The sequence below is a fragment of the Sphingomonas sp. ABOLH genome (assembly GCF_003951715.1).
Taxonomy (GTDB): domain Bacteria; phylum Pseudomonadota; class Alphaproteobacteria; order Sphingomonadales; family Sphingomonadaceae; genus Sphingomonas; species Sphingomonas hankookensis_A.
This window is the reverse complement of sequence record NZ_QQWV01000032.1, coordinates 14,395-36,373: the sequence shown is the minus strand read 5'-3', so window position 1 is coordinate 36,373 and position 21,979 is coordinate 14,395. Positions and strand designations below refer to the sequence as shown.

21 protein-coding genes are annotated in these 21,979 nt (G+C 61.4%); 13 read left to right on the top strand and 8 right to left on the bottom strand.

Annotated features, from left to right (window positions below; translation table 11 throughout):
* The first annotated feature begins 164 nt into the window (after positions 1-164).
* The 7 genes from CA237_RS14060 to CA237_RS14030 all read left to right on the top strand — a co-directional run bounded on the left by CA237_RS14060 (position 165) and on the right by CA237_RS14030 (position 8,635).
* Positions 165-317 (top strand): TonB-dependent receptor, encoded by a 153-nt coding sequence (locus CA237_RS14060; protein WP_126014415.1) that lies wholly within the window; start codon positions 165-167, stop codon positions 315-317.
* A gap of 132 nt (positions 318-449) precedes the next feature.
* On the top strand, positions 450-1,511 hold the full coding sequence (locus CA237_RS14055) for a cation diffusion facilitator family transporter (protein WP_037445065.1): 1,062 nt from the start codon (positions 450-452) through the stop codon (positions 1,509-1,511).
* Positions 1,512-1,877: 366 nt separating this feature from the next.
* Positions 1,878-2,219: a hypothetical protein gene (locus CA237_RS14050; RefSeq protein WP_234415797.1), complete on the top strand. Its 342-nt coding sequence runs from the start codon at positions 1,878-1,880 to the stop codon at positions 2,217-2,219.
* Between the two features lie 74 nt (positions 2,220-2,293).
* Positions 2,294-3,556 carry a TolC family protein gene (locus CA237_RS14045; RefSeq protein WP_037445066.1) on the top strand — a complete coding sequence of 421 codons (1,263 nt, stop codon included), beginning with the start codon at positions 2,294-2,296 and terminating at the stop codon, positions 3,554-3,556.
* Positions 3,557-3,559: 3 nt separating this feature from the next.
* Positions 3,560-4,729, top strand: a complete 1,170-nt coding sequence (locus tag CA237_RS14040; protein WP_052648640.1) for an efflux RND transporter periplasmic adaptor subunit — start codon at positions 3,560-3,562, stop codon at positions 4,727-4,729.
* Between the two features lie 3 nt (positions 4,730-4,732).
* Positions 4,733-7,960, top strand: coding sequence for a CusA/CzcA family heavy metal efflux RND transporter (locus CA237_RS14035; RefSeq protein ID WP_037445067.1), 3,228 nt, complete (start codon positions 4,733-4,735; stop codon positions 7,958-7,960).
* Positions 7,961-8,395: 435 nt separating this feature from the next.
* Complete coding sequence (locus CA237_RS14030) at positions 8,396-8,635, top strand: hypothetical protein (protein WP_126014413.1); 240 nt, start codon at positions 8,396-8,398, stop codon at positions 8,633-8,635.
* A gap of 26 nt (positions 8,636-8,661) precedes the next feature.
* Here the strand turns inward: CA237_RS14030 and CA237_RS14025 are convergent, their stop codons facing one another.
* From CA237_RS14025 to CA237_RS14010, 4 genes are all read right to left on the bottom strand, one after another.
* Positions 8,662-9,222, bottom strand: coding sequence for a hypothetical protein (locus CA237_RS14025; RefSeq protein WP_037445072.1), 561 nt, complete (start codon positions 9,220-9,222; stop codon positions 8,662-8,664).
* Positions 9,200-10,090 (bottom strand): hypothetical protein, encoded by an 891-nt coding sequence (locus CA237_RS14020; protein WP_200875329.1) that lies wholly within the window; start codon positions 10,088-10,090, stop codon positions 9,200-9,202. The genes CA237_RS14025 and CA237_RS14020 overlap by 23 nt, the downstream gene beginning before the upstream one ends.
* 199 nt (positions 10,091-10,289) lie before the next feature.
* On the bottom strand, positions 10,290-10,760 hold the full coding sequence (cueR, locus tag CA237_RS14015) for a Cu(I)-responsive transcriptional regulator (protein ID WP_037445076.1): 471 nt from the start codon (positions 10,758-10,760) through the stop codon (positions 10,290-10,292).
* Positions 10,761-10,804: 44 nt separating this feature from the next.
* Positions 10,805-11,500, bottom strand: coding sequence for a FadR/GntR family transcriptional regulator (locus CA237_RS14010; protein WP_048938670.1), 696 nt, complete (start codon positions 11,498-11,500; stop codon positions 10,805-10,807).
* Between the two features lie 307 nt (positions 11,501-11,807).
* Here CA237_RS14010 and CA237_RS14005 point away from each other — a divergent pair, with 307 nt between their 5' ends.
* Genes CA237_RS14005 through CA237_RS13990 form a run of 4 tightly spaced genes read left to right on the top strand, consistent with a single transcriptional unit; the run spans position 11,808 to position 16,488 of the window.
* On the top strand, positions 11,808-13,883 hold the full coding sequence (locus CA237_RS14005) for an FUSC family protein (protein WP_048938671.1): 2,076 nt from the start codon (positions 11,808-11,810) through the stop codon (positions 13,881-13,883).
* The gene (locus CA237_RS14000; RefSeq protein ID WP_037445084.1) at positions 13,880-14,071 is read left to right on the top strand and encodes a DUF1656 domain-containing protein; all 192 of its coding nucleotides are present in this window, start codon (positions 13,880-13,882) and stop codon (positions 14,069-14,071) included. Before CA237_RS14005 ends, CA237_RS14000 begins: the two co-directional genes overlap by 4 nt.
* Before the next feature lie 9 nt (positions 14,072-14,080).
* A complete protein-coding gene (locus CA237_RS13995) occupies positions 14,081-14,992 on the top strand; it encodes an efflux RND transporter periplasmic adaptor subunit (protein ID WP_037445086.1) in 912 nt (303 codons plus the stop codon).
* Between the two features lie 8 nt (positions 14,993-15,000).
* Positions 15,001-16,488: an efflux transporter outer membrane subunit gene (locus CA237_RS13990; protein ID WP_125445809.1), complete on the top strand. Its 1,488-nt coding sequence runs from the start codon at positions 15,001-15,003 to the stop codon at positions 16,486-16,488.
* Here CA237_RS13990 and CA237_RS13985 read toward each other — a convergent pair.
* Positions 16,448-16,723, bottom strand: coding sequence for a metal-sensitive transcriptional regulator (locus CA237_RS13985; protein ID WP_017502085.1), 276 nt, complete (start codon positions 16,721-16,723; stop codon positions 16,448-16,450). The two genes, CA237_RS13990 and CA237_RS13985, sit on opposite strands and share 41 nt — an antisense overlap.
* Positions 16,724-16,823: 100 nt before the next feature.
* Between CA237_RS13985 and CA237_RS13980 the strand changes: the two genes are divergently transcribed.
* Positions 16,824-18,008 carry an MFS transporter gene (locus tag CA237_RS13980; RefSeq protein ID WP_037445089.1) on the top strand — a complete coding sequence of 395 codons (1,185 nt, stop codon included), beginning with the start codon at positions 16,824-16,826 and terminating at the stop codon, positions 18,006-18,008.
* A gap of 87 nt (positions 18,009-18,095) precedes the next feature.
* Positions 18,096-18,446, top strand: coding sequence for a metalloregulator ArsR/SmtB family transcription factor (locus CA237_RS13975; protein ID WP_048938679.1), 351 nt, complete (start codon positions 18,096-18,098; stop codon positions 18,444-18,446).
* Positions 18,447-18,607: 161 nt separating this feature from the next.
* Here the strand turns inward: CA237_RS13975 and CA237_RS13970 are convergent, their stop codons facing one another.
* Genes CA237_RS13970 through CA237_RS13960 form a run of 3 tightly spaced genes read right to left on the bottom strand, consistent with a single transcriptional unit; the run spans position 18,608 to position 21,956 of the window.
* Positions 18,608-19,819 carry a copper resistance protein B gene (locus CA237_RS13970; protein WP_037445092.1) on the bottom strand — a complete coding sequence of 404 codons (1,212 nt, stop codon included), beginning with the start codon at positions 19,817-19,819 and terminating at the stop codon, positions 18,608-18,610.
* On the bottom strand, positions 19,816-20,127 hold the full coding sequence (locus CA237_RS13965; protein ID WP_125445810.1) for a hypothetical protein: 312 nt from the start codon (positions 20,125-20,127) through the stop codon (positions 19,816-19,818). Before CA237_RS13965 ends, CA237_RS13970 begins: the two co-directional genes overlap by 4 nt.
* The gene (locus CA237_RS13960; RefSeq protein WP_037445095.1) at positions 20,124-21,956 is read right to left on the bottom strand and encodes a copper resistance system multicopper oxidase; all 1,833 of its coding nucleotides are present in this window, start codon (positions 21,954-21,956) and stop codon (positions 20,124-20,126) included. Before CA237_RS13960 ends, CA237_RS13965 begins: the two co-directional genes overlap by 4 nt.
* Positions 21,957-21,979: the final 23 nt, after the last annotated feature.

The following is a 21,979-nucleotide window of genomic DNA, read 5'->3' as shown; positions in this document are numbered from 1 at the left end:
AACGCTTCGCGCTGGTTGCGCCTCCGGTCGGGCTACGCCCGCCCTACGCCGCAACCAGCGCGAACGGCGCGCCCGTCATACCCGTCACGCTGCTCGACAAAGGGGTCCCTTTTGCACGCCGATAGGGGGTCCTTTTTGGACGCCGATTGACACTCGTGTCCCTCATGGCGCGCTATGATCTGTCGGCCCGGACTGACCTGAGCCTCAAGGTCAACAACCTCACCGATCGTCGCTACACCGTCGTGAACGGCTTCTTCAATCAGGTCCTGTTTGGCGAGCCGAGAAACGCGATGCTTGCGCTCACGGTGCGTTACTGATGCCCGAAGGGTGAGAAGCGGCTCAGGGGGGAGACGGTCGGAGACTGAAATGGCCGGGCCGACGCAAAGATGTTGACGCATGACATATGAACATGTATTCATACGTCATCATTGTTCATTCGCGAGTCTCGCATGTCAGCACACGCACACGCTGACCATGGTCACGGCCATGGTCATGATCACGACCATTCCCACACCCCGACCATCACCAAGGATAATGAACGTAAGGTCCTCCTTTCGTTCGGTCTGATCGCCTCCTTCATGGTCGTCGAAGTGGTGGGCGGCCTCTGGTCCGGCTCGCTGGCCCTGCTGGCGGACGCCGGCCATATGATGACGGACGCGGCGGCGCTTGCTCTTGCATACGCCGCGTTCCGCTTCGGGCAGCGCTCGCCCGACGCCAAGCGCACCTTCGGCTACCTGCGTTTTGAGGTCGTCGCCGGCCTTATCAACGCCGTCACTTTGTTCGCGATCGTCGCCTTTATCGTCTATGAAGCCTGGGAGCGTTTCAATCAGCCGCAGCCAGTCATGGCCGCGCCGATGTTCGGGGTCGCGATCGCTGGGCTTCTGGTGAACATTCTTGTCTTCTGGATCCTCACGCGTGGCGATAGCGAGCACGTCAACATCAAGGGCGCAGCGCTCCACGTCATGGGCGATCTGCTGGGTTCCGTGGGCGCTGTAGCCGCTGCCGTGGTCATCTATTTCACTGCCTGGACGCCTATCGATCCCATCCTCTCCGTGGTGGTCTCGCTTCTGGTCCTGCGCAGTGCCTGGAAGCTCCTCGGCAAGTCGCTGCACATTCTGCTGGAAGGCGCGCCGGATGGCGTTTCGGCTGAAGAGATCGAGCACCATATCCAGGACACGGTGCCGGGCGTTGCGTCGCTCAGTCACATCCACGTATGGTCGATCACCTCGGGGCGGACCCTTGCAACCATGCACGTCCGTCTCGCCGAAGGTTCGGATCCTCGCACGGTCGTACAGGCCGTCGAGCGGCAGCTTATTGATCGCTTTGAGATCGAGCACCCCACGGTTGCCGTGGATTGGAGCGGCTCGGACAGTTGCAGCCTTTCGCCCGAACGGACTGCTGCTGCGCCGAACAAAGCCAGCCACGATCATAGTGGCCACGACCATGGTCACGGCTCCGCCAAGAAGTCCACATGTGGCGGGGGTGCCGGAAAGCACGCTCACGCCCACTAACCGATCCGAGCCCCCCGCTCGGTCCCGTCGCCCCTGCCGCCCCAGAGCGGGGGCGACGGCTTCCCTCGAACAACCCGGGGCGGACTACAGGTTGTTCCGTTCGAAGTTCTCACGCCAGACGCTGTGCCCAACCTCGTCACGTGTGAGCTAATAGGGCAAAGAACTAATGCTCTGTTTCAAGCCATGACAAAAGATATAGTCATTTTTCTGTCATATGAATTCAGTGCTCGTTTCCGTTGTCTTAAATAAGGTGCGATCTTTAAGATGCGCATTACAAGACGAAGTGATGATACGGAATAACATTAACGGCGATCATGGTTCGTTGAAGATTTAGGTTCTCGGATGACATCCTTGGGAAAGCCGATTATGTACCTCGCCATGCGCCGCTTAGGACGTTTCCTTCTCTGCCTGCTGTCGTTGTCCATGCTGACGACGACGCTTGTGCATGCTCTGGAAGTTCCCAGCGCTCCGACCATCGAATGTTCGGGCTATGTGCATAGCGATGGCGACATGGATCAGACGCAAGGCGATACCGACAAGGCGATGCCGCACCATCACGGCGGCTGCCATGGTTCGTCAGCGTTCGTGCCGACCCTTGCCAATAGCGACATGATCTCTCTGGCACTGACCGCTCCGGTGGTCATCCCTCAACCTATATCCTCCAAGCGCTGGGCCATCGGCCCTAACCTGCGCCCGCCGATAGCCTGACAGAGCCATAGCGGATTGCTGCGCCTGAATTCGGGCCAGTGGTCATCCATGCCTCGTGTTCAGGATTCCCTTTCATGTTCCGATCCATTGCAGCCTTGCTGGCTGCCGTGTCCTGCGTCGCTGTGGCGCAGGCACAGGAAACGCCTGCTGCGGTAGCAGGGGCGTTACCCTACACCCTTGACCAGGCGGTTGCCGCTGCTGGCGGCAGTGCGCCGGCGGCAGAAGCTGCACAGGCCAATGTCGAGGCGGCGCGTGCCGCTCGTACCGTCGCTGGCCTTCGACCCAACCCGACCGTGCAGACCCAAGTAGAGAACATCGCGGGGAGCGGACCGTATAGCGGCGTTGGCAGTGCCGAATCGACGGTCAGTGTCGCAATCCCGATCGAGCTGGGCGGTAAGCGCTCGGCACGCATTGCGGTCGCTAATGCTCAGACCAATCGGGCTCTGCTCGTCTCGGCCATCACACAGGCGGACATCAGGCTACAGGTCACCCAGCTCTATGTGGAGGCAGTTGCAGCCGAACGCCGTGTCGAGACCGCACGCGATCAGTCTCGCATTGCCGGCGATGCCGCTAATGCCGCCAGTGTTCGCGTAAAGGCCGGGCGCGCCTCACCGATCGAGGAACAACGCGCCAACGTGGCCAAAATCAACGCCGACGCCGAGTTGATCCGAACCATTCGTCTGGCTCAGGCATCCCGGGCCAATCTGGCTCGTCGGATAGGGCAATCGGTGGACGGTCCGCTGGATACGGCATGGCTCGAGCGTTTGCCGCATGGATATGGTCCAGATGTTCCACCGACTGCAGCAGGCACGCTTGCTCTAGCGGCAGCGGACGCCGATCTGGCAGTTGCTGACGCGAATGTCCGGCTTGCCCGATCGCAACGGGTCCCCGATCTCGAAGCTGGACCTGGTGTACGCAGACTTTCGGCCACCAACGACACCGCGCTCATCTTCACCGTCACCATGCCGATCCCGATCTTCAATTCGGGCAGGGCCGCCGTCACGCAGGCCCGAGCGCAGCGCAATCAGGTGGAAGCGCAGAAGCGAATGACTGCGCTCGATATCGAGCAGGCCATAACCGATGCGCAAGCGGCCGCATCCAACGCTGCCGTGACCGCTCAAACTGCGACCGGACCTGCTCTTGAAGCAGCCCGCGAGGCGGCCCGCATCGCCCGTATCGGCTATCGGGAAGGCAAGTTCAGTCAGCTCGACCTGCTCGATGCGGAGCGAACGCTGGCGCAGACACGGCTCGCTGCCATCGACGCGCTCACCTCCTACCAGAATGCCCGTGCGCAGCTGGAGCGCCTGACCGCGCCAGCGCCGGAACAGGGGAACTGATCCATGCAATCCAGGAAGATCATCCACGCCGCTCTGCCTTTGTCGCTCATGCTCGCACTCGCCGCGTGCGGCGGTGGCACCGAGGAGACTGCGAACAATAAGGCCGCGCCTGCTGCTGAACATGAGGAGGGTGGCAACGCCCATGCGGACGAGGGCAAGATCACGCTGAGCGCCGACCAGATTGCTTCGGCCGGCATTCAGACCGCTCGGCCTCTGTTGGGAGGTGCGGGTACGATCGAGCTACCCGCTACTATCGATGGAGATCCACAAGGCACGCAGGTCGTGTCGGCCGCAATCGGCGGCCGTGTCGTGTCGTTGACCCGCAACCTTGGACAAGCGATCGGCCGGGGGCAAACGCTCGCGATCATCGAGAGCCGCGAGGCTGCATCTCTCAATGCCGAAACAGAGGCTGCCCGTGCGCGGCTGTCCCTGGCAAACAGCAATCTCGCGCGTGAGCAGCGATTGTTTTCGCAGCGTGTATCGCCCGAGCAGGACCTCATTGCCGCTCGCACAGCAGCGACCGAGGCCCGGATTGCGCTTCGTCTGGCGCAGCAACAGGTCGCGGCAGCCGGGACTGGGGGTGGGGGCCTCAATCGCATCGGCATCGTGGCACCTATGTCGGGCCAAGTGATCGGCCGTAGCGTGGTGCTGGGCCAAACGGTCGCTGCCGACGCCGAGCTGTTCCGCGTCGCAAATCTTTCCAGCGTCTCGCTCTCACTCAACCTTCAGGCCCAAGACGCCGGTCGGGTTCGTCCGGGCGCCACGGTGAGCGTCAAGGCTGGGGGTCGCCACGCAACTGCGAAAATCACATTCGTGTCGCCAGCGCTCGATGCCAACACCCGGCTCGTCCCCGTGATCGCGACGCTCGACAATCGAGAGGGTATCTGGCGTGTCGGCGAGCCGGTGACTGCGTCGATTGCCCTGGCGGCAAGCGGGGGCGACAGTACAGTCCACGTGCCTTTGACCGCCGTGCAGACGGACGAGGGTAAGTCGATCGTCTTCGTGCGGACAAAGACCGGTTTCCAGGCGACGGCTGTCCAGCTTGGCGACACGGCTGGCGACAGCGTGATCATCAAGTCGGGTCTCAAGGGCACCGAGGAGATCGCAACCGTCAACAGCTTCACGCTCAAGGCCGAGCTCGGCAAGGGCGAAGCCACCCATGAGGATCATTGAGCCATGATCGCCCCCATCGTAAACTGGGCGGTCGACAAGCGCTGGCTCGTCCTGCTGCTAACCGCCCTTGCCGCCGTGATTGGCGCTGTCGCGCTGTATCGCCTGCCGATCGACGCAGTCCCCGACATCACCAACAACCAGGTCCAGATCAACGTTCGCGCGCCCGCGCTTTCGCCTGAACTGGTCGAGAAGCAGGTTGCCTTCCCGATCGAAACCGCGCTGGCCGGAATTCCCGGCCTTGAATATAGCCGCTCGCTCAGCCGGAACGGCTTTGCACAGGTCACGGCGGTCTTTTCGGAAGACACCGACATATTCTTCGCCCGGCAGCAGGTGGGCGAGCGTCTGACCGGCGTGTCCGAGAATTTGCCGGACGGCGTGACCCCAGAGATGGGGCCGATCGCGACGGGGCTGGGCGAGGTCTATATGTGGACCGTCCGGCTGGAGCACCGCAAGGATGACAAGCATCAGCCCGGCGAACCCGGCATGCAGCCCGATGGGAGCTACATTACGCCAGAAGGCGAACGGCTGACCAACGACGCTGACAAGGCGACCTATTTGAGGACGGCCCAGGACTGGATCGTCTCGCCATTGCTCAAGAATACGCAGGGCCTTGCAGGCGTCGATTCGATCGGTGGCTTTGCCAAGCAATTCCTCGTCGTCCCCGATGTCCAGCGCCTGGCGTCAATGGGTATCACCCTGACGCAGCTCAGCACGGCTCTGGAGCGCAATAACACAAGCGTCGGAGGAGGCTTCGTCAATCGCAATGGTGAAGGCCTGGCAGTCCGGGCTGATGCCCTTGTCCGAAATGCCGACGAACTCTCCAAGATCGTGGTGGCGACCAGGGAGGGCGTCCCTATCACCCTTTCTCAGGTCGCTTCTGTCCGTACTGGTCAGGCAATCCGCATGGGATCTGCCTCGGAGAACGGCACAGAGGTGGTCGTCGGCACCGCGATCATGCGGATCGGTGAAAACAGTCGCACGGTCGCGACGGCTGTCGCCACGCGACTGGAGGAGATCAATGCTTCGCTGCCGCCCGACGTAATCGTCCAGCCGGTACTCGACCGTACGGCGCTGGTGAACTCAACCATCAAAACGGTTGCCAAGAACCTCAGCGAAGGCGCGCTGCTGGTTATCGTCGTGCTGTTCCTCCTGCTCGGCAACTTCCGTGCCGCGCTCATTGCCGCAATCATCATTCCAATCACCATGATGCTGACGGGTTTTGGCATGTTGCGGGCCGGCGTGTCGGCCAACCTCATGAGCCTTGGCGCGCTCGACTTCGGCCTCATTGTCGATGGCGCTGTCATCATCGTCGAGAACGCCTTGCGACGCATGGCGGAGAATCAGCATCGCGAAGGGCGTCTGCTGAGCGTGAAGGAACGTCTCGACACTGTCGCTTCTGCGGCACGCGAGATGATCAAGCCGTCGGTCTATGGCCAGGCGATCATCATCCTCGTCTATGTGCCGCTGCTCACCTTGACCGGCGTCGAAGGCAAGACCTTCGTTCCGATGGCGCTCACCGTCATCATAGCATTGGTCTGCGCTTTCATCCTTTCGCTGACCTTTGTGCCCGCCGCGATCGCCTTGTGGCTCTCCAAGCGGATCGAGGAGAAAGAAGGGCGGATCATGGGCTGGCTCAAGGCCCGCTACGAACCTGGTCTCGATCGGGCAATGAAGCGGCCGGTCGTCACTGTCGGCGCGGGCGTCGGTGGCTTCGCTCTGGCAATACTGGCCTTCATGTCGCTGGGGCAGGTCTTCTTGCCTCAGCTCGATGAAGGTGACCTCCTGATTCAGGCACTGCGTATTCCGGCTACATCGGTTCAGCAGAGCCAGGCAATGCAGGTCCCCATCGAGCAGATGATGTCGAAGCAACCGGAGGTGAAGTTCGTCTTCTCCAAGACGGGTACGGCCGAACTGGCATCCGACCCAATGCCGCCCAATGCTACCGACATGTTCGTCATTCTGAAGGACCGGAAAGACTGGCCGGACCCAAGCCTCACAAAGGAGGCGCTCATCTCCCGCATCGAAGGGCAGCTCAGCAAAATTCCCGGCAACGCTTATGAAATCACCCAACCGATCCAGATGCGCTTCAACGAGCTCATCGCCGGCGTCCGCGGTGACATTGCGGTCAAGGTCTTTGGAGATGACTTCAACACGATGAACGCAACTGCGGAAAAGATCGCCAGCGTTCTGCGCCGAACCAATGGTGCCGTCGACGTGAAGGTTGAGCAGACCACAGGTCTTCCCATGCTCGACATTCGGGTCAATCGTGATGCCATGGCTCGTCTCGGCGTTACCGCCCAGGACGTGCAGGATATCGTCAATGCGACCCTGGGCGGGCAGCCGTCAGGCATGATTTTCGAGGGCGATCGCCGCTTTCCTGTGGTGATCCGTCTTTCTGAAGATCAGCGCGCCGACATATCCTTGCTGAGCCAGGTGCAGGTCCCGACGCCAAGTGGGCAGTTCGTCCCCCTGGCAAGCGTCGCTGATATCCGCGTCATCGATGGTCCTAACCAAATCAGCCGCGAAAACGGAAAGCGGCGCGTCGTCGTCCAGGCGAACGTCCGCGGCCGTGACGTCGGTAGCGTCGTGGCCGATGCCCAGGCTGCCATTGGCAAGGATGTACGTCTTCCGCCAGGCAGCTATCTCGAGTGGGGTGGTCAGTTCGAGAATCTGGCATCGGCGCAGGCGCGTCTGCAACTGGTGATCCCGGCATGTTTCGTCCTGATCCTGCTGCTTCTCTATGGTGCGCTGGGGTCGGTGCGCGATGCTGCGATCGTTTTCACCGGCGTCCCGCTCGCTCTGGTGGGCGGCGTGCTTGCCCTCTTCCTGCGTGGCATGGACTTCTCCATCTCCGCAGCGGTCGGTTTCATCGCTCTGTCCGGCATTGCGGTCCTGAACGGTCTGGTGATGGTCTCCTCGATCCAGGATCTCATGCGGACGGGCATGGACCGGGCAGAGGCTGCGCGCACTGGCGCCCTCCAGCGGCTTCGGCCGGTGGTCATGACCGCGTTGGTGGCAAGCCTTGGGTTCGTGCCGATGGCGCTGGGCAGCGGCGCCGGGGCGGAAGTCCAGAAGCCGCTGGCGACGGTGGTTATCGGCGGCCTGATCTCGGCGACCCTTCTGACCTTGTTCGTCCTGCCTACGCTCTATGCGCGCTATGGACGCACGAAGATGGCCTCGCGAGAGGCCACCGACGGCAGGATCTCTCCACCTGCGCAGCCGCAGCACTGAAGAGGGGGGAGGGCCGCAGCTGCCGCCCTCCCATCCTTTCCCGTTAATCGAGCCAGAGGATCGAACCGATGAGCGAGGAAACCATGTTCGATCCTGCCATCGCAGATGCCCGGAACACGCCTCTCCCGGCCGATCTCAAAAAATGTGTGTCGTTGTATCAGCCGGCAACGGGTTTCCGGCCAGGCCCCTTACACCCCACCAAGTACCAGCCAGGGGCCACCGGTCGATGAGGAGGCTCAATTCACGCCCCCTCGGATTGGGCTTAGCGGGCTGCGCGATCCTCGGCGTGCTCGGCGTGCTCGGCGTGGGATTGGCGGCCGGCCTGCTCAGCGGCGCGTCCAAGGACCTCTCGAAGCTAGAAAGATTCGAGTTCTCGATCGAGCCAGGCGAAACGCATCGGATCGGATCGTGGCTTACATGGTTGCGGGCGGGAGGATGAGGTTCGATAGCGACAGCGGAGCTGGCAGGGTTCGCTACCGCCTTCGTCTGGAAGACGGTCATAGCAGTTCTCTCATCGCCAATGGCGTTACATCGGCGAAGCAGCGAGGTGAACTAAGCCCTCAACATGGCAGCCTCTACGAATGGACCTGGGACAACCTCTCGCCGGGGCCGGTCCATGTCATCTTTTGTGCAGAAGGCGATTTCGATATTCTGGACAGGGTGGATGTTCGCTGATGTTGCCACTCTGAGCTCTGCGGCATTCACCCTCCACTGTTCACCAGCGGCGTGTTGATCAGGTTGTCCCGCCATTCTGCGATCGATGGCAAGAGGTTCGAGAGTTCCAGCGCTCGGCCGTCAAGAAGCACCGCCAACAAATTTGCGCATGTATAGTCTTCCCATGGGGTGACAGCTTCGATCTGCTGAAGCGTCCTTAGCGCATTGCCTTTCAACGTACCGCCATCGAGCCCGTTAAGAGCCTCGATCCACTCTTCCATGTGCTTCCAGTAATTGGCCGCCGCGTTGAGCGCTGCGGCCAATGACAGGCCGCCCCGCAGGATCGGCGGCACCTTCAACGCATCGATCAGACTGATCCCCAGACCGGTTCGGGTAGCGGTAAGATAGCGCTGAATGGCAATGAAGCCATGACCTATAAAATACTCGCCGGCGTCACAGAGCCCGTCAGATTCGGGGTCACGGGATGACACGATCGCTGCATTGATCCGACAAATTTCAATGTCCAGCAGCTTCAAGTGCCTGCCGAGCAAGGCAAAATCCGCATCAGCGTAATCCCCACCGACCCTAATAATCGCCATGGTGCTCATAGCCAACTTCGGACCAGTAGGCAGCTTCACGATCGGCATTCAGCTGATCCAGCGAGGCTGGTATCATCGTGAAATCGAGATTGTACATCGGCATCTGCCAGAACTGGTGAAACCAGCGCACATGTTCCTGGGTCGCGCTTTCGGATACCAACTCTTCGTCTTCGAGGCGCTTGGCCAACTGCCGCGTCAGGTCTCTGACATGGCCAGAATGCTCCTTGGCCCGAAAATCGACGGTGCCCCAGATATCGCTGGCCGCCTCTAACCCTGCCCTCGAAAATACGCCTACAGCATCGAGCGCCTCGATCAGCGTCAGTGCGAAGGGGCGTGTATGTATGCCCAAGCTCGAGAAGAGCGTCGGGTCACTCCACTGCGGTACACCATCTTCGTGCTGTTCGATGTCAGCGTAGAGGGTGCTCTCGCGGCTGTAGATTGCCCAGTTCGGCAGGATATATTCGCTCATTCCGCCTTCGAGATAATGGCCCTGGCGTTCGCTATCGACATAGTCCTGTAACTGCTCGACGTTGACGGGCCGCCAGCTCTGCGCCTTGGCGTATATGAGCCTGGCAAGATGGCTGTAGAAGTTCTTCACAATGCGCCCGATGCGCCCATCGACCTTGGAAGGCGGGCATCGAACCAGATCGAGCAAGATCAGCGCTTTCGCAGATTCTTCCTCGGCGAAGCCTTCGAGAACAGACGCTTCCCGGGGATTGTCGGTCAGCTTCTCAGCGGCGTTCCAAAACCCACGCGCGCTTGTCAGAATGATCGTCAGGCCCTCGGCAATGAAGTCTAGCCGCTCCGACTGCGCCATCTCACGCATCGCGCCGGCCTTCTTGGCGCCATAGGGAACAGAATTACGCTGTGTCGTCATGTGTAGCTCAAGACAGTGGCGGAAGGGGCGTGTTGGAACTGAACGATATTAGCATCGGCAAGTCTACGGTTCATGGAGACACGCGATGCTTTGTCCATTGATTACGGCTGCTGCATTCGCGAGGAAATCAAGATTTCTATGTCGAAACCTTGTTTTTCCGCCGCAGGGGCGTGCCAGTGGCTTACCGCGGCCTGCATCATCAGGTGACCCGCCTTTTGGTAATCGACTGGTGCCTTAGCCGCGCCACGCCATCGGGTTTGTAGACGCTCCCGCGGTCTTCAGCCGGCTCTTCCAGGTCCGCGATGATCGGGCAGTCTGGTCGGGCATCGCCGACACAGCCAGTAACGAGTGTCTGAAGCGTCCCGCGCATCTGCTCGAGAGCGGTGATCCGGGCACTCAACTCGTCTATATGGGATTGGGCAATCTTCTTTACATCCGCACTCTGTCGCGAACGGTCCCGCCACAGGCTCAACAAGTCGTTGATCTCGGCGACCGCAAATCCCATGTCCCGCGCCCGACGAATGAAGCGCAGATTGTGAACATCGGCATCCGAATAATCGCGATACCCGGAGTCGCGCCGGTCAGCCTTTGGGATGAGGCCAGTTTGTTCATAGTAGCGGATCATCTTGGCGGATACGCCTGACGCCTTTGCGGCTTGCCCTATGTTCATTCCTCTTCTCCTGCGCTCAGGGTCCCTGGATAGTATCTCGCTTTTCAGCTCCTGTCGGCCAGCGCCTTGATGAGCGGACCGACGACTTCACGGACCGCGAGCGCCGCGCCTTCCGCATCCTTTCGCTCGATGGCGTCTACGATGGCCTCATGCGCTTCAAGGGCCGGTTCGGGCAGGTCCACCTCGTCAAGGACCGACCAGACCCCGGAGCGGATCGCCTGCGAGAAGTAGCGATAGAGCTCGATCAGCGCTGTGTTGCCTGAAACGGACGCAAGAGCACTGTGAAAGGCGATATCCGCATCGACGAACTTCTCCAGACGGCTGTGGTCTTCCTGATTTCCGCGAACCTTGAGGAGTTTCCGCAACTTGATGACGTCTGCATCGGAGCGCTGGGTCGCCGCGCGACGGGCCGCTTCGGCCTCGAGCATGGCGCGCAACTCGAAATGATCGTGGAGGCTAGAGCGGCTCACCCGTCGCATAACCTCCGTCGGATCGACGTTCAGCCGGACGTAAGTTCCATCACCTTGGCGAACTTCCAGGACTTCAGCATGAGACAGGACCCTGATCGCCTCGCGGGTCGTATTGCGGCTGACGCCCAACAGGTCCGCAAGCTCCTGTTCCTTGGGGATGCGCTCGCCCACACGCCAGGCCCCGCTCTCAATCTGGGTGCGGATCTGTTCGATTGCCGAGTCGACAAGCGACCGGCGAGGCGCCTGCGTTAGGGTTGCGTTTCGAGTCATCGACTTCTCCTAGCGGATTTCATCCGGTCATCCCATCAATTTGGCGTTCAATATATGACCGAAATCCGCGCTTTTCCGGGGCCTTGGCGCCCAGCATCGCCGCGGTCGGCGAATGCCATCATCGTTGACCAGCTTACCACAGCTTGAAACTTTGGAAAGAGAAAGGTAGGATGATTGGATGTTAAAGGGTGAGCAGGCTTGGAGTCTCCGGCCCTGACACCCGCTAACCCAGGACAATCCTGCCCATGTCAGTCACAATCAAAATGGATGTGCGCGAAGCCACCGCCTGCGCTTTGGGCGTCAGGGGATGAGGCTGCAGACGATTGAAAGTCGGCTCGGCGGCAGGACCGCGAACGCCCTTGGCCTCGCAACCCGGCAGCTGAAAGTCTTTGACCTGCTCACGCCGCGCTGGGCCTATGTCTTTCGCTCGGTAACCGCCGCCGCGCTCGCCTATTGGGTCGCCTATACCCTTCAGATGGACAAGCCTTATTCGGCCGCTTCGACCGTGATGCTTGTCGCGAACATGAATCAGGGCGCCGTGCTGGCGAAGGGAAGCTGGCGACTGGCAGGTACGGTGGTTGGCGGCATTGCCGCTATCATCGTCATGGGCCTCTTCATTCAGGCCCCTGCGTTGTTCCTCATTTTCTTCGGGCTTTGGCTAGGCATATGTAGCGGCGCCGCGACGCTCATTCGCGGGTTCCGATCAACCGGACCTGCGGTTGCGGGCTATACACTGGGCTTTGCAACCTATGGTGCGCTCGAAGTTCCCGAAAACGCACTGAGCATCGTGCTGGGACGGGTGGCAAGCGTGGCGGTCGGTGTCGTCTGCCTTGGGCTTGTGACGGCGATTTTCTCCAGGCGCGCCGCTCGCGGCAAACTTGAAGGTGCGATCACAAGGCAATTGACCATGATTGGGCGCCTCGTGCTTGATCGTGTGGAAAACAATCCGGAGCGAGTCCAGGATGTGGGCGCCACCCACATAGCCGACATGTTCGCAATCGAAGACCTGCTCGAACTGAGCAGGGCTGAATCAACGGATGTCGCGGTGCGCGTCGGAGCGGTCCGCGAGGGGCTGGCGGGGATGTTCGCCGCCTTGCTTGGTGCGCGCGAACTCGCCTTTGCCTCCGTCGCCCGGGACCCGTCGTTTCTCAAGGCTCGCGAACTAGTAGGCGCTCATCTGCCGGCGGCTATCGGTCGCATCGAGACCGGCGACCGGGCCGGTCTCCAAGCCGCACTTGCAGAAATTCGGGGGCTTCACCTCAGCCTCCATCAGATCATCGCCGAGCTTGAGGTCGCCCATGACCGCGCCGACGTGATCATCGCGCTCGATCAGCTGCTCGAGGTCATCGAGGACTGGGAAAGTGGCATCGCTGGCTTACTGGGGCTTAACGGCGTGCATGCGCACCCCACACGCGGCTTCCATTTCCATCGCGACTGGACTGCGGCCGTGGAGAACGGCGTGCGCGCCCTTTTGTCGATCGTCATCGCTGGCGGTATCGGTATCGGTGTGGGTCTGCAGCAATGGCCACTCATGCTGCTTCTGCTGGCGCCCTACAGCATCCTCATGGCAATGACCGGCGATCCGGTGGGAGGCGCGTGGTCTTTTGTGAGGGGGACGCTGGTTGCCCTGCCAGCCGCGTTCATATGCGTTTTTCTCCTGCTTCCGTCGGTCAATGGCTTTCCGCTGTTGATCGCATCGATGCTGCCTTTCTGGCTTGCCGGGTTCTACGCAACGACGGTGCCACGCTACGTGTTCGATGGCATGGGTTTCCTCGTGGCTTTCAACACGCTGGTCTATGCGCAGAACCAGATGCTGTTCGACGGCGCCTTCTTCCTGAACGAGGCGCTGGGTTGGATGGTCGCCGTGATCGCCACTCTGTTGGTCCTCAAGCTTATCCTCCCCTTCAACCCTGTCGCGAGGGCCCATCGCTACGAGACAGCATTCCGGAGAGCTGTCACGATGGCGATCCGCAAAGGATGGACCGGGCGTCGGCACGCTTGGGAGCATCTTCAGCACCACCGCCTCGTAAACATCGCCGTCAGTCTGAAGGCGAGGCCATCAGTGGCCGCTGCGGTTCTGACCGAAGCGCTCGGGGCACTGCACTATGGGCGGACCGCGCTCCGGCTCAGGGCCGCGTTACAGGATGACAGGATTTCCGAGCGCGCGCTCCACTTCGGGAACGCTGCCCTAGACGCGGCGGCGCTCGATGATCCGGCGACAAGCCTGACGCTTGATTCCTTGTTCGAGGCAACACAACAATCGGATCACCAAGGCGGCGAGGATCAGGCGATCACGCACAGGGTCGCTGCATGCATCCGTAATCTCAGCATCCTCAAGCAAGCGCACGGCGCGTGGATCGCCGGGACGAGGAAAATCGCATGACCGAAGTCAATTTCGCCGGCGTCTACCTGCCGCCGCTGCTTCTCTACCTCATCGCGGCGCTGCCTGTCTTCGTTGGGACACGGGCGCTGCTGACACGAACAGGCGTGCTGCGGTTCGTCTGGCACCCGGGCCTGATGGAATGCGCGGTCTATCTCGCGATCCTCGCTGCTCTGTTTTTCCTTTTGTGAGATTTGCCGATGCCAACCTTTATCAAGCCCATCCTGCGCGTCGGGATCACCCTGCTGATCGTCCTGGCTGCCGGCATTTTGATCTCCACACTCTGGCAGACCTATGTGCGCTCGCCCTGGACCCGGGATGGCCGGGTCAGCGCGGACGTCGTTCAGATCGCGCCGGAGGTGTCAGGGACGATCGCCGAGGTCGCCGTGAAGGACAATCAATTCGTCCGGCGCGGTGATGTTCTATATCGCCTCGATCCCAAGCGCTTCGCGCTCGCGGTGCAAAGCGCGAACGCCGACCTGGAGGGGCGCCGCGCCGAGGCTTCGGTGAAATCAGCGATCGCTCGTCGTCGTACGGCTCTGGGCGGCGATATTATCGCGACCGAGACCATCGACCAGGCAAATGGCGAGGCTCGCATCGCCCATGCCGCCTACTCCGGATCGGTAGCGGCGCTTGATGTCGCGCGCCTCAATCTCGAGCGCTCCGTCGTTCGAGCGCCGATCGATGGCTATGTGACGAACCTGCGCCTGCGCCCGGGCGACTATGCCGAGGCTGGCAATACGAAGGTGGCTGTCGTCGATTCCAGCAGTTTCTGGGTCACAGGCTATTTCGAAGAAACGAAGCTAGCTGGCATTGCGCCCGGCATGAAGGCTCGGATCCGGCTGATGGGGTTCGAGCAACCCATAGAAGGCCATGTCGTGAGCATCGGGCGAGGCGTCACCGACACCAACGAAAAGGCTGACCAGCGCGGGCTACCGGCAGTCAACCCGGTCTTCACCTGGATCCGCCTTGCTCAACGTATCCCTGTGCGTGTCCAGATCGACAAGGTTCCCCGTGGAATCAGCCTATCGGCCGGCATGAGCTGCAGCATCGCAATCGGCAAAGCCAATAACGATGGCCGTCTCCTCGCCTGGACCCGTCAATTCCTGTGAGGCAGACCATGCGTCCCCAATTCGCGCTGATACCCGTGCTGCTGCTTTCAGCTTGCGCCACCCCAAGGATGGTACGGTATGACGAGCCAGTGCCAACGCTTCCATCTAACTGGAGCGAGCCCTTGCCCGCTGCGGCGGGCGTGGCAGACGTTACCGACCTCAAGACCTGGTGGCGAGGGTTCAAAGACCCGCTTCTTGACCGGCTTGTTGATCAGGCCTTGGTAAACAACCTCGATCTAAAGGTGGCGGCTCAACGGCTCATCGTCGCGCGCGCGGAACGCGATGCGCTCTCGGGCACGCTGAAGCCCAGGATCGGCATTAGCGCCAACAGCCTGCAGCAGCAGACGAGCCGAAGGGTCGAATGGCCGCGCGGCATCGGATTTACCGACACGCAATCTGTGCAACTTGAGGCGAGCTGGGAGATCGACCTGTTCGGCAGACTTCGGCAAAGCGTCGAGGCCGCCGATGCAGAACTTGGTGTAGCCGAGGAAGACCGGCGGTCAGTCCTGCTCAGCCTGCTTGCAGAAATCGCGACAAATTATGTGGAACTGCGCTCTGCCCAGGAGCGCCTCGACATCGCAGAAAGGAATGTCGACCGTCTTAAGGCTACGTTCGATACCCTGACTCGCCTTCAGAGGGCCGGGCTCGCGAGCGGTTCGAGCGTTGCGCAGGCGAGGGCCGAATGGCAGTCGGCTCTCGCTCAACTGCCCTTGTGGCGCGGCCGCATCGCCCGGCATTCGCATGCCATCGGTGTTCTGACAGGAGGGTTTCCTGGCGATCTGGGCCAGGAATTTGAACGCACGCCGCATATCCTGCCATCTGCGCCAGCGCTTCCCGTGTCCGTGCCATCGCAGGTGTTGCGGGACCGGCCCGATGTGCGCGGGGCTGAGCGACGAATAGCTGCGGCTACCGCGCGACAAAACGTCGCTGTGGCGGATCTTTTTCCGCGCTTTCGTATCCCGCTCACCTTGGGTACCGCAGCAAGCGGCTTCGGCTCGCTCTTCTCCGCAGCCAGCACCATCTGGAGTGTTGCGGCAACCGGTAGCCAGACGTTGTTCGACGATGGTCAGCGCAAGGCTCGTATCCGCGCTGCCGAGGCAATCACGGCGACCCAGCGGCTGCAATATGAACAGACCGTCCGCGTCGCCTTCAGGGATGTTGAGGATGCGCTGACCGGGATTGAGACAGAGGCGACGCGCCGCGAAGCTCTCGGCGCCGCGACGGCCGATAGCCAGACAGCCCTTGATCGGGCATTGCGCGAGCGCCGCGCCGGCACGCTGGATTATCTCGATCTGCTGATAGCCCAGCGCGCACTCTTTGCCGCACAAGATTCCCTTGCACAAAGCAAGGCGGCTCAGGCCGTCAACCTTATCGCTCTCGCAAAGGCCCTGGGCGGAGGGTGGCAGACTGTCTTCGAGCAAGAGCGATCAGATACGGTGCCCGAAGCGCAGCTTCCTATAGCTTCGCCTTCGCAAAGATCTCCACCAGTTCGTTGAACTTGGCACGCTGCTGTTCGGCGTCACCCGAGGCGATCGCCTGTTCGACGCAGCAGGCCGCATGGGACTTCAGGATTTGCGTCTCGACCTTGGATAGCGCGGCTTTGACGGCATGCACCTGATGGAGAATGTCGATGCAGTACCTTTGATCTTCGACCATCTGGCCGACACCTTTGACCTGGCCGGCGATCCGGTTGAGGGCCGCGCTTATGTCATTGATGTCGCCTGGATCCACTGCAATACCCCTACCCTGGACGGGTATATAACGCGTCGGCAGGCACTGAGCATGTGGAGCGGCCGCCGACCAACCGATTTCCGCCCGATGAGAGGTTCCCATGAATAGCAAGCAGACGGCTGGGCGCAACATCGCTGTTCTGGCAGCGGCGCAAGCCCTTGGCGGCGCCAGTCCGCCGATTGTGATGTCACTTGGCGGACTGGTGGGGCTGCAGCTTGCCTCCAATCCGGCCTGGGCGACGTTTCCAGTCAGCCTTTTCGGCCTCGGTCTTGCATTTGGCACGCTGCCGGCGGCAGCCATGATGCGACGGTGGGGCAGACGAGCGGGCTATGTCCTGGGAGCCCTGAAGGGAATTCTTGGTGGCGCCGTGGCAGCCCTTGGCATTTTCTCCGGCTCCTTCAAAGTCTTCTGCCTGGGAACCTTCATCGCGGGGCTCTACAGCTCTTACGTACAGAGCTATCGGTTCGCGGCGGCCGATGCAGCGGAGGGCGAAATGAAGACCCGCGCGATCTCGCGGGTGATGGTCGGCGGTCTCATCGGTGCGATCGTGGGCCCGCAGCTTGTGATCTGGACGCGTGACGCCCTGCCACCTCCCTTTGTGGGCAGCTTTCTCAGCCAGGCGATCTTGCCGATGATCGCTATCCCCGTCCTGCTCATGCTTCGAACACCGCGGGCCGAGCAGGCCGCGCAAGGGATCGATACCGGGCGACCCTTGCTCGAGATACTGAGAATGCCACGCTACATTCTTGCGGTCGCGACCGGCGTTGTATCCTATGGCGTTATGGCGTTTGTGATGACGGCCGCGCCCGTCGCGATGGTCAAGCAAGGCTACGGGGTCGATAACGCGGCGCTGGGAATCCAGTGGCATCTTCTTGCCATGTTCGGCCCGAGCTTCTTCACCGGTCGCCTGATGGCCAGGTTCGGGAAGGAGCGGGTGACCGCGTTCGGCCTTGTGCTGCTCGCGGGTTCGGGTGCCGTTGCCTTGAGCGGCGCCGCATTGTCGAACTTTTGGGGATCGCTTGCGCTCCTTGGTGTCGGCTGGAACTTCAGCTTCATTGGAGCGACCGCGATGGTCACCGACTGTCACACCCCTGCAGAACGAGGCAAGGCCCAGGGTGCGAATGACTTTCTCGTCTTCGGGGTGACAGCCATTGTGTCCTTCCTTGCAGGATCGGTGATGCACAGCGCAGGCTGGGTCGTGATCAATTGGGCCATCCTGCCCGCGCTGGCGCTCATGCTGGTGCCATTGGTCTGGCAGGCGTCACGAGCGAAAGTCGCCCCCTGACCTTGTCGTCCTTGGAGAGGAGCCTCATCTCGTGCATATGAACATGTCCACATATGTCGAATGCATGCTGCCAAGAGTGAGATCGAAATGTCTGACGTCCATGAACATACAGGCCCGGACGTGGGGGATGCGCATCTCCGCCTATCGAGCCATGAGATGACTATTCTGGCCGAGACCTTTCGTTTGCTCGGCGATCCGACCCGTCTGCGGATATTGCTGTTTTGCCTGAATGTGCCCAAGGCGGTTGGCGACATTGCAGAAAGCCTCGGTCTTTCCCAGACGCTCGTAAGCCACCATCTGCGGCTACTGCGTGGTGCCCGACTGGTGCGGGGCGAGCGACAGTCTCGCCAGGTTTTCTATCAGGTAGCCGATGCGCATGTCAGTGACATGCTGATCGATATGGCATCCCATATCGGTGAGGATCACAGCGAGGACTGAATCGGCCGTTTGGATGGCCCAGACGCGCGTCAACTCGAGCTTTCTAGCTGGCGCGCGTCTGGGCCGCACTTGAAGCCTTCCCGAACACAGTCCTGAAAGTCCGGGGCAGCCTCAAGAGCATCGCGGCGAGGATCGTTGAAAATCCGCGCGTGCGATCTCTGTCAGAACCAGACCCGAACACCGGCGACGAGATTGAAACCTCCGGTGTCCTCGCCGGCAGCGCGAGCAATTCTGGCCGTCTCGCCGAATTTTCGTTCCCACGCCACACCCACATAGGGCGCAAACTCGCGGACAATCTCGTATCGAACCCGCAGCCCGAGCTCGGCATTGACCAGACCCGACCCGATCCCTTCCGCGCGCATATCCTGCGCGGAAAGGTTCACCTCGGCGCGTGGCTGCGCGACCAGGCGCTGCGTGATACGCTGATCATAATAGCCCTCGATCCTGCCCAGGAGATCGCCTTTGTCCGAGACGAAGGCCGCGCCCTCGATCTCAAACCAGTAGGGGGCCAAGCCTTCAAAGCCGATGACGGCGTATGTGCGCGAAGGCTCTGGTCGGATGTCCTGCCGTACGCCTGCTTGCAGATTGAAGTAGGGGCCAATCGCGCGGCTGTAGAGAGCCTGGACCTCGGCGCCCTCCAGACCGCCACCGAAATCACCTTCGCCTTCAGATTTGACCGTCAGCCGGTTGATGTCCCCGCCGAACCAGGCCTCTCCATCCCAATGATAGCCTTCCTTGCCATCGCGGATCTGGATCTCGGCGAGATTGAGCATGACCTGTGAATAGGACATCCCGCCATGCTCTTTCATCATGGCGTTCCGAACAGGCTTCATCGCATCGCGACCCCAGACCCGATCTGCATAATCTGCGTCGGGCGCTGCTGGCGCCGGTGCATTGCCGGCTGGAAGCGCAGTCCCCGACTGCTCCACCGATGGCATAACGGGAGCGGCCGCCTTCGGGGTGCAATGACCCATTGCCGCATGTTCGGGCGGGCAGGAGGGGTCTGAAGATGTCGCTGACGGGGGTGGTCCAGCTGACGAATCTTCGTCACCTTCCTGCGTGTCGGGCGCCGGTGTACAATGGCCCATCGCCGCATGCTCCGGGGCGCAGACAGGCTGCTTGCGGACTTTGACCTCGGGCGCCGAAGCAGGGACAAGCGGGTCCTTTTTCGCTTCGGCCGGGGCGGGTTTGCAGTGCCCCATGGCGGCATGTTCCGGAGAACATGCCGTCGCCCCCGTCTTGCTTGTCGCGTCCGGTCTATCTGCGGCCGACGCGGGCGCGCTTTGATGCTGAGAATGATCCATGGACTGAGCGCCCGCCGGGCTGGCGAGCGCCAGGACCGACGCCGCACTCAGGAATGCCAGGGTTTTCATGCTCGCAACTCGTTCATATGGCTGAGCCAGGCACTTGGCTTGCCTTTGGCGGCACCGGCAGGCTTGGGTGTGCAATGACCCATGGCGGCATGCTCGGGCGGGCAGGATGGATCGCTCTTCGCAGGCGCCTGGCGCGAAGGCGCAGGCGCTTTGCGTGGCTTCGCCGTGGGCTTGGCCGAGGGCCGGGACGGCGCTTTCCTGGCATCTGCCCGGGTGTTGCCATGCTGACTGTGGTCCATTGTTTGGGCAGCCAGCGGCGCGCTCAAAGCCAGGATCGAGGTTGCGAACAGAGAGATGAGGATTTTCATGCGGCCGTTCCTTCGCGGGGGCGCACGGAGACGATCTGCATCATCCCTGCGTGCATGTGATAAAGCATGTGGCAATGAAACGCCCAGTCGCCCACGGCGTCAGTCGTCACGTCGAACGTCACGGTGCCGCCGGGTTGCACCTGGACGGTATGTTTGCGCGGGGCGTAGGCGCCGTGGCCGGTGACCAGCTCAAAGAAATGTCCATGCAGATGGATGGGGTGCCCCATCATTGTATCGTTGACCAACGTGATGCGGACCCGCTCGTCCTTGAGAAACGGGATGGGCTTTTTCACTTCGCTCAGTTTGACGCCGTCGAACGCCCACATGTAACGTTCCATATTGCCGGTCAGATGGATCCGCATCGATCGGTCCGGCGCTCTTACGTCGGGGTTGCGCTCGACCGCCATGAGATCGCGGTAAACCAGCACCTTGTGGCCGACATCCTTGAGCCCTTGGCCTGGTTCGCCCGTTCGGTCGATCGGCATCGGCGATATCGTCTGAACCGTCGGTGTGTCCTTGACCTCGGGTGCCATCGACATGTCGCGCATCGAATGCTTCATGCCGCCGGTGCCGTGGCTCATCGTCGGTTGGTCCATTGCCGCCGCGTCGCCGGCGGGCTTGCAATGTCCCATCGCCGCATGTTCCGGCGGGCAAGCAGCATCTTTGCCGCTCGAGGGCATGGCCGAATGATCCATGCTGGACATACCCGCCATATCGCCCATCCCCATGTCTTTCATGTCGGCTAAGGGACGCTTGCGCAGCGGCGGAACAATTGCGGCCATGCCCTCGCGCGGAGCAAGGGTGGCGCGCGCCATCCCCGAGCGATCGACACTCTCGCCAACGATCGTATAGGCACGGTCGTCTGCCGGCTCGACGATCACGTCATAGGTCTCGGCAACCGCTACCTGAATTTCGTCGACGCTCACCGGACGAACCGGGAGACCATCTGCCTGCACCACCGTCAGCTTCAAACCGGGAATCCGGAAGTTGAACGTCGTCATCGCCGAGGCGTTGATAATGCGCAGGCGTATGCGCTCGCCCGGATGAAACAGCCCCGTCCAGTTGTCCCGAGGGCCATGGCCGTTCACGAGATAGGTGTAGGTGCTGCCCGTTACGTCTGAAACATCGGTCGGGTCCATGCGCATCGCGCCCCAGGCAAGCCGATCCTTGCCGCTCTGGTCACGGCCAGCGAGCTGGCCAGCCAGCGTCTGCTTCTGGAAATTGAAGTAGCCTCCTTGCTGCTTGAGCTTGCGGAAGATCGTATGCGGGTGAAGCGGGCTGTGGTCGGACAGGACCAGAACATGCTCGCGGTCGGACTTGATCGGGTCCTCGCCGGCGGGGTCGATCACGATCGGGCCATAATGGCCCAGCTGTTCCTGCAGACCCGAATGGCTGTGATACCAATAGGTCCCCGACTGAACGATCGGGAATTCGTAGGTGAAGGTCGACCTGGGCTTGATCCCGGGGAAACTCACGCCTGGAACGCCGTCCATCTGGAAGGGGAGGATCAGCCCGTGCCAGTGGATCGAGCTGTCCTCGTCCAGTGCATTTTCAACATGGAGGCGGACCTTCTGTCCTTCCCGCAGCCGAACAAGCGGCGCGGGCACTGTGCCGTTGATGCCGATCGCATGGCTCATCCGGCCATCGATCGTCATCATCTGCGCAGCGATCTTCAGATGGATTTCATCGCCGGACACTGTCGGGAGTGGCCGCACGATACCGGCGGACACGGGTTGGGCCCAGGCAGGAAACCAGCTGGCGAGCGCAGCCGTTCCTCCCAAAGCCGCGCTTCCCCGAAGGAGGGCACGGCGGTCGATCAAATCAGTCATGTCGCCTCTCAAGTCCCTCAGAG

Excerpts from the sequence above, each read along its gene's own strand:
- CA237_RS14010 (WP_048938670.1), bottom strand. The coding sequence starts at position 11,500 with ATGACTCGAAACGCAACCCTAACGCAGGCGCCTCGCCGGTCGCTTGTC.
- CA237_RS14055 (WP_037445065.1), top strand. The coding sequence starts at position 450 with ATGTCAGCACACGCACACGCTGACCATGGTCACGGCCATGGTCATGAT.
- CA237_RS14045 (WP_037445066.1), top strand. The coding sequence starts at position 2,294 with ATGTTCCGATCCATTGCAGCCTTGCTGGCTGCCGTGTCCTGCGTCGCT.
- CA237_RS14020 (WP_200875329.1), bottom strand. The coding sequence starts at position 10,090 with ATGACGACACAGCGTAATTCTGTTCCCTATGGCGCCAAGAAGGCCGGC.
- CA237_RS13995 (WP_037445086.1), top strand. The coding sequence starts at position 14,081 with ATGCCAACCTTTATCAAGCCCATCCTGCGCGTCGGGATCACCCTGCTG.
- cueR (WP_037445076.1), bottom strand. The coding sequence starts at position 10,760 with ATGAACATAGGGCAAGCCGCAAAGGCGTCAGGCGTATCCGCCAAGATG.
- CA237_RS13965 (WP_125445810.1), bottom strand. The coding sequence starts at position 20,127 with ATGAAAATCCTCATCTCTCTGTTCGCAACCTCGATCCTGGCTTTGAGC.
- CA237_RS13990 (WP_125445809.1), top strand. The coding sequence starts at position 15,001 with ATGCGTCCCCAATTCGCGCTGATACCCGTGCTGCTGCTTTCAGCTTGC.
- CA237_RS14000 (WP_037445084.1), top strand. The coding sequence starts at position 13,880 with ATGACCGAAGTCAATTTCGCCGGCGTCTACCTGCCGCCGCTGCTTCTC.
- CA237_RS13980 (WP_037445089.1), top strand. The coding sequence starts at position 16,824 with ATGAATAGCAAGCAGACGGCTGGGCGCAACATCGCTGTTCTGGCAGCG.
- CA237_RS14050 (WP_234415797.1), top strand. The coding sequence starts at position 1,878 with ATGTACCTCGCCATGCGCCGCTTAGGACGTTTCCTTCTCTGCCTGCTG.
- CA237_RS13975 (WP_048938679.1), top strand. The coding sequence starts at position 18,096 with ATGTCTGACGTCCATGAACATACAGGCCCGGACGTGGGGGATGCGCAT.
- CA237_RS14030 (WP_126014413.1), top strand. The coding sequence starts at position 8,396 with ATGAGGTTCGATAGCGACAGCGGAGCTGGCAGGGTTCGCTACCGCCTT.
- CA237_RS14040 (WP_052648640.1), top strand. The coding sequence starts at position 3,560 with ATGCAATCCAGGAAGATCATCCACGCCGCTCTGCCTTTGTCGCTCATG.
- CA237_RS13960 (WP_037445095.1), bottom strand. The coding sequence starts at position 21,956 with ATGACTGATTTGATCGACCGCCGTGCCCTCCTTCGGGGAAGCGCGGCT.
- CA237_RS14025 (WP_037445072.1), bottom strand. The coding sequence starts at position 9,222 with ATGAGCACCATGGCGATTATTAGGGTCGGTGGGGATTACGCTGATGCG.
- CA237_RS14035 (WP_037445067.1), top strand. The coding sequence starts at position 4,733 with ATGATCGCCCCCATCGTAAACTGGGCGGTCGACAAGCGCTGGCTCGTC.
- CA237_RS14005 (WP_048938671.1), top strand. The coding sequence starts at position 11,808 with ATGAGGCTGCAGACGATTGAAAGTCGGCTCGGCGGCAGGACCGCGAAC.
- CA237_RS13970 (WP_037445092.1), bottom strand. The coding sequence starts at position 19,819 with ATGAAAACCCTGGCATTCCTGAGTGCGGCGTCGGTCCTGGCGCTCGCC.
- CA237_RS14060 (WP_126014415.1), top strand. The coding sequence starts at position 165 with ATGGCGCGCTATGATCTGTCGGCCCGGACTGACCTGAGCCTCAAGGTC.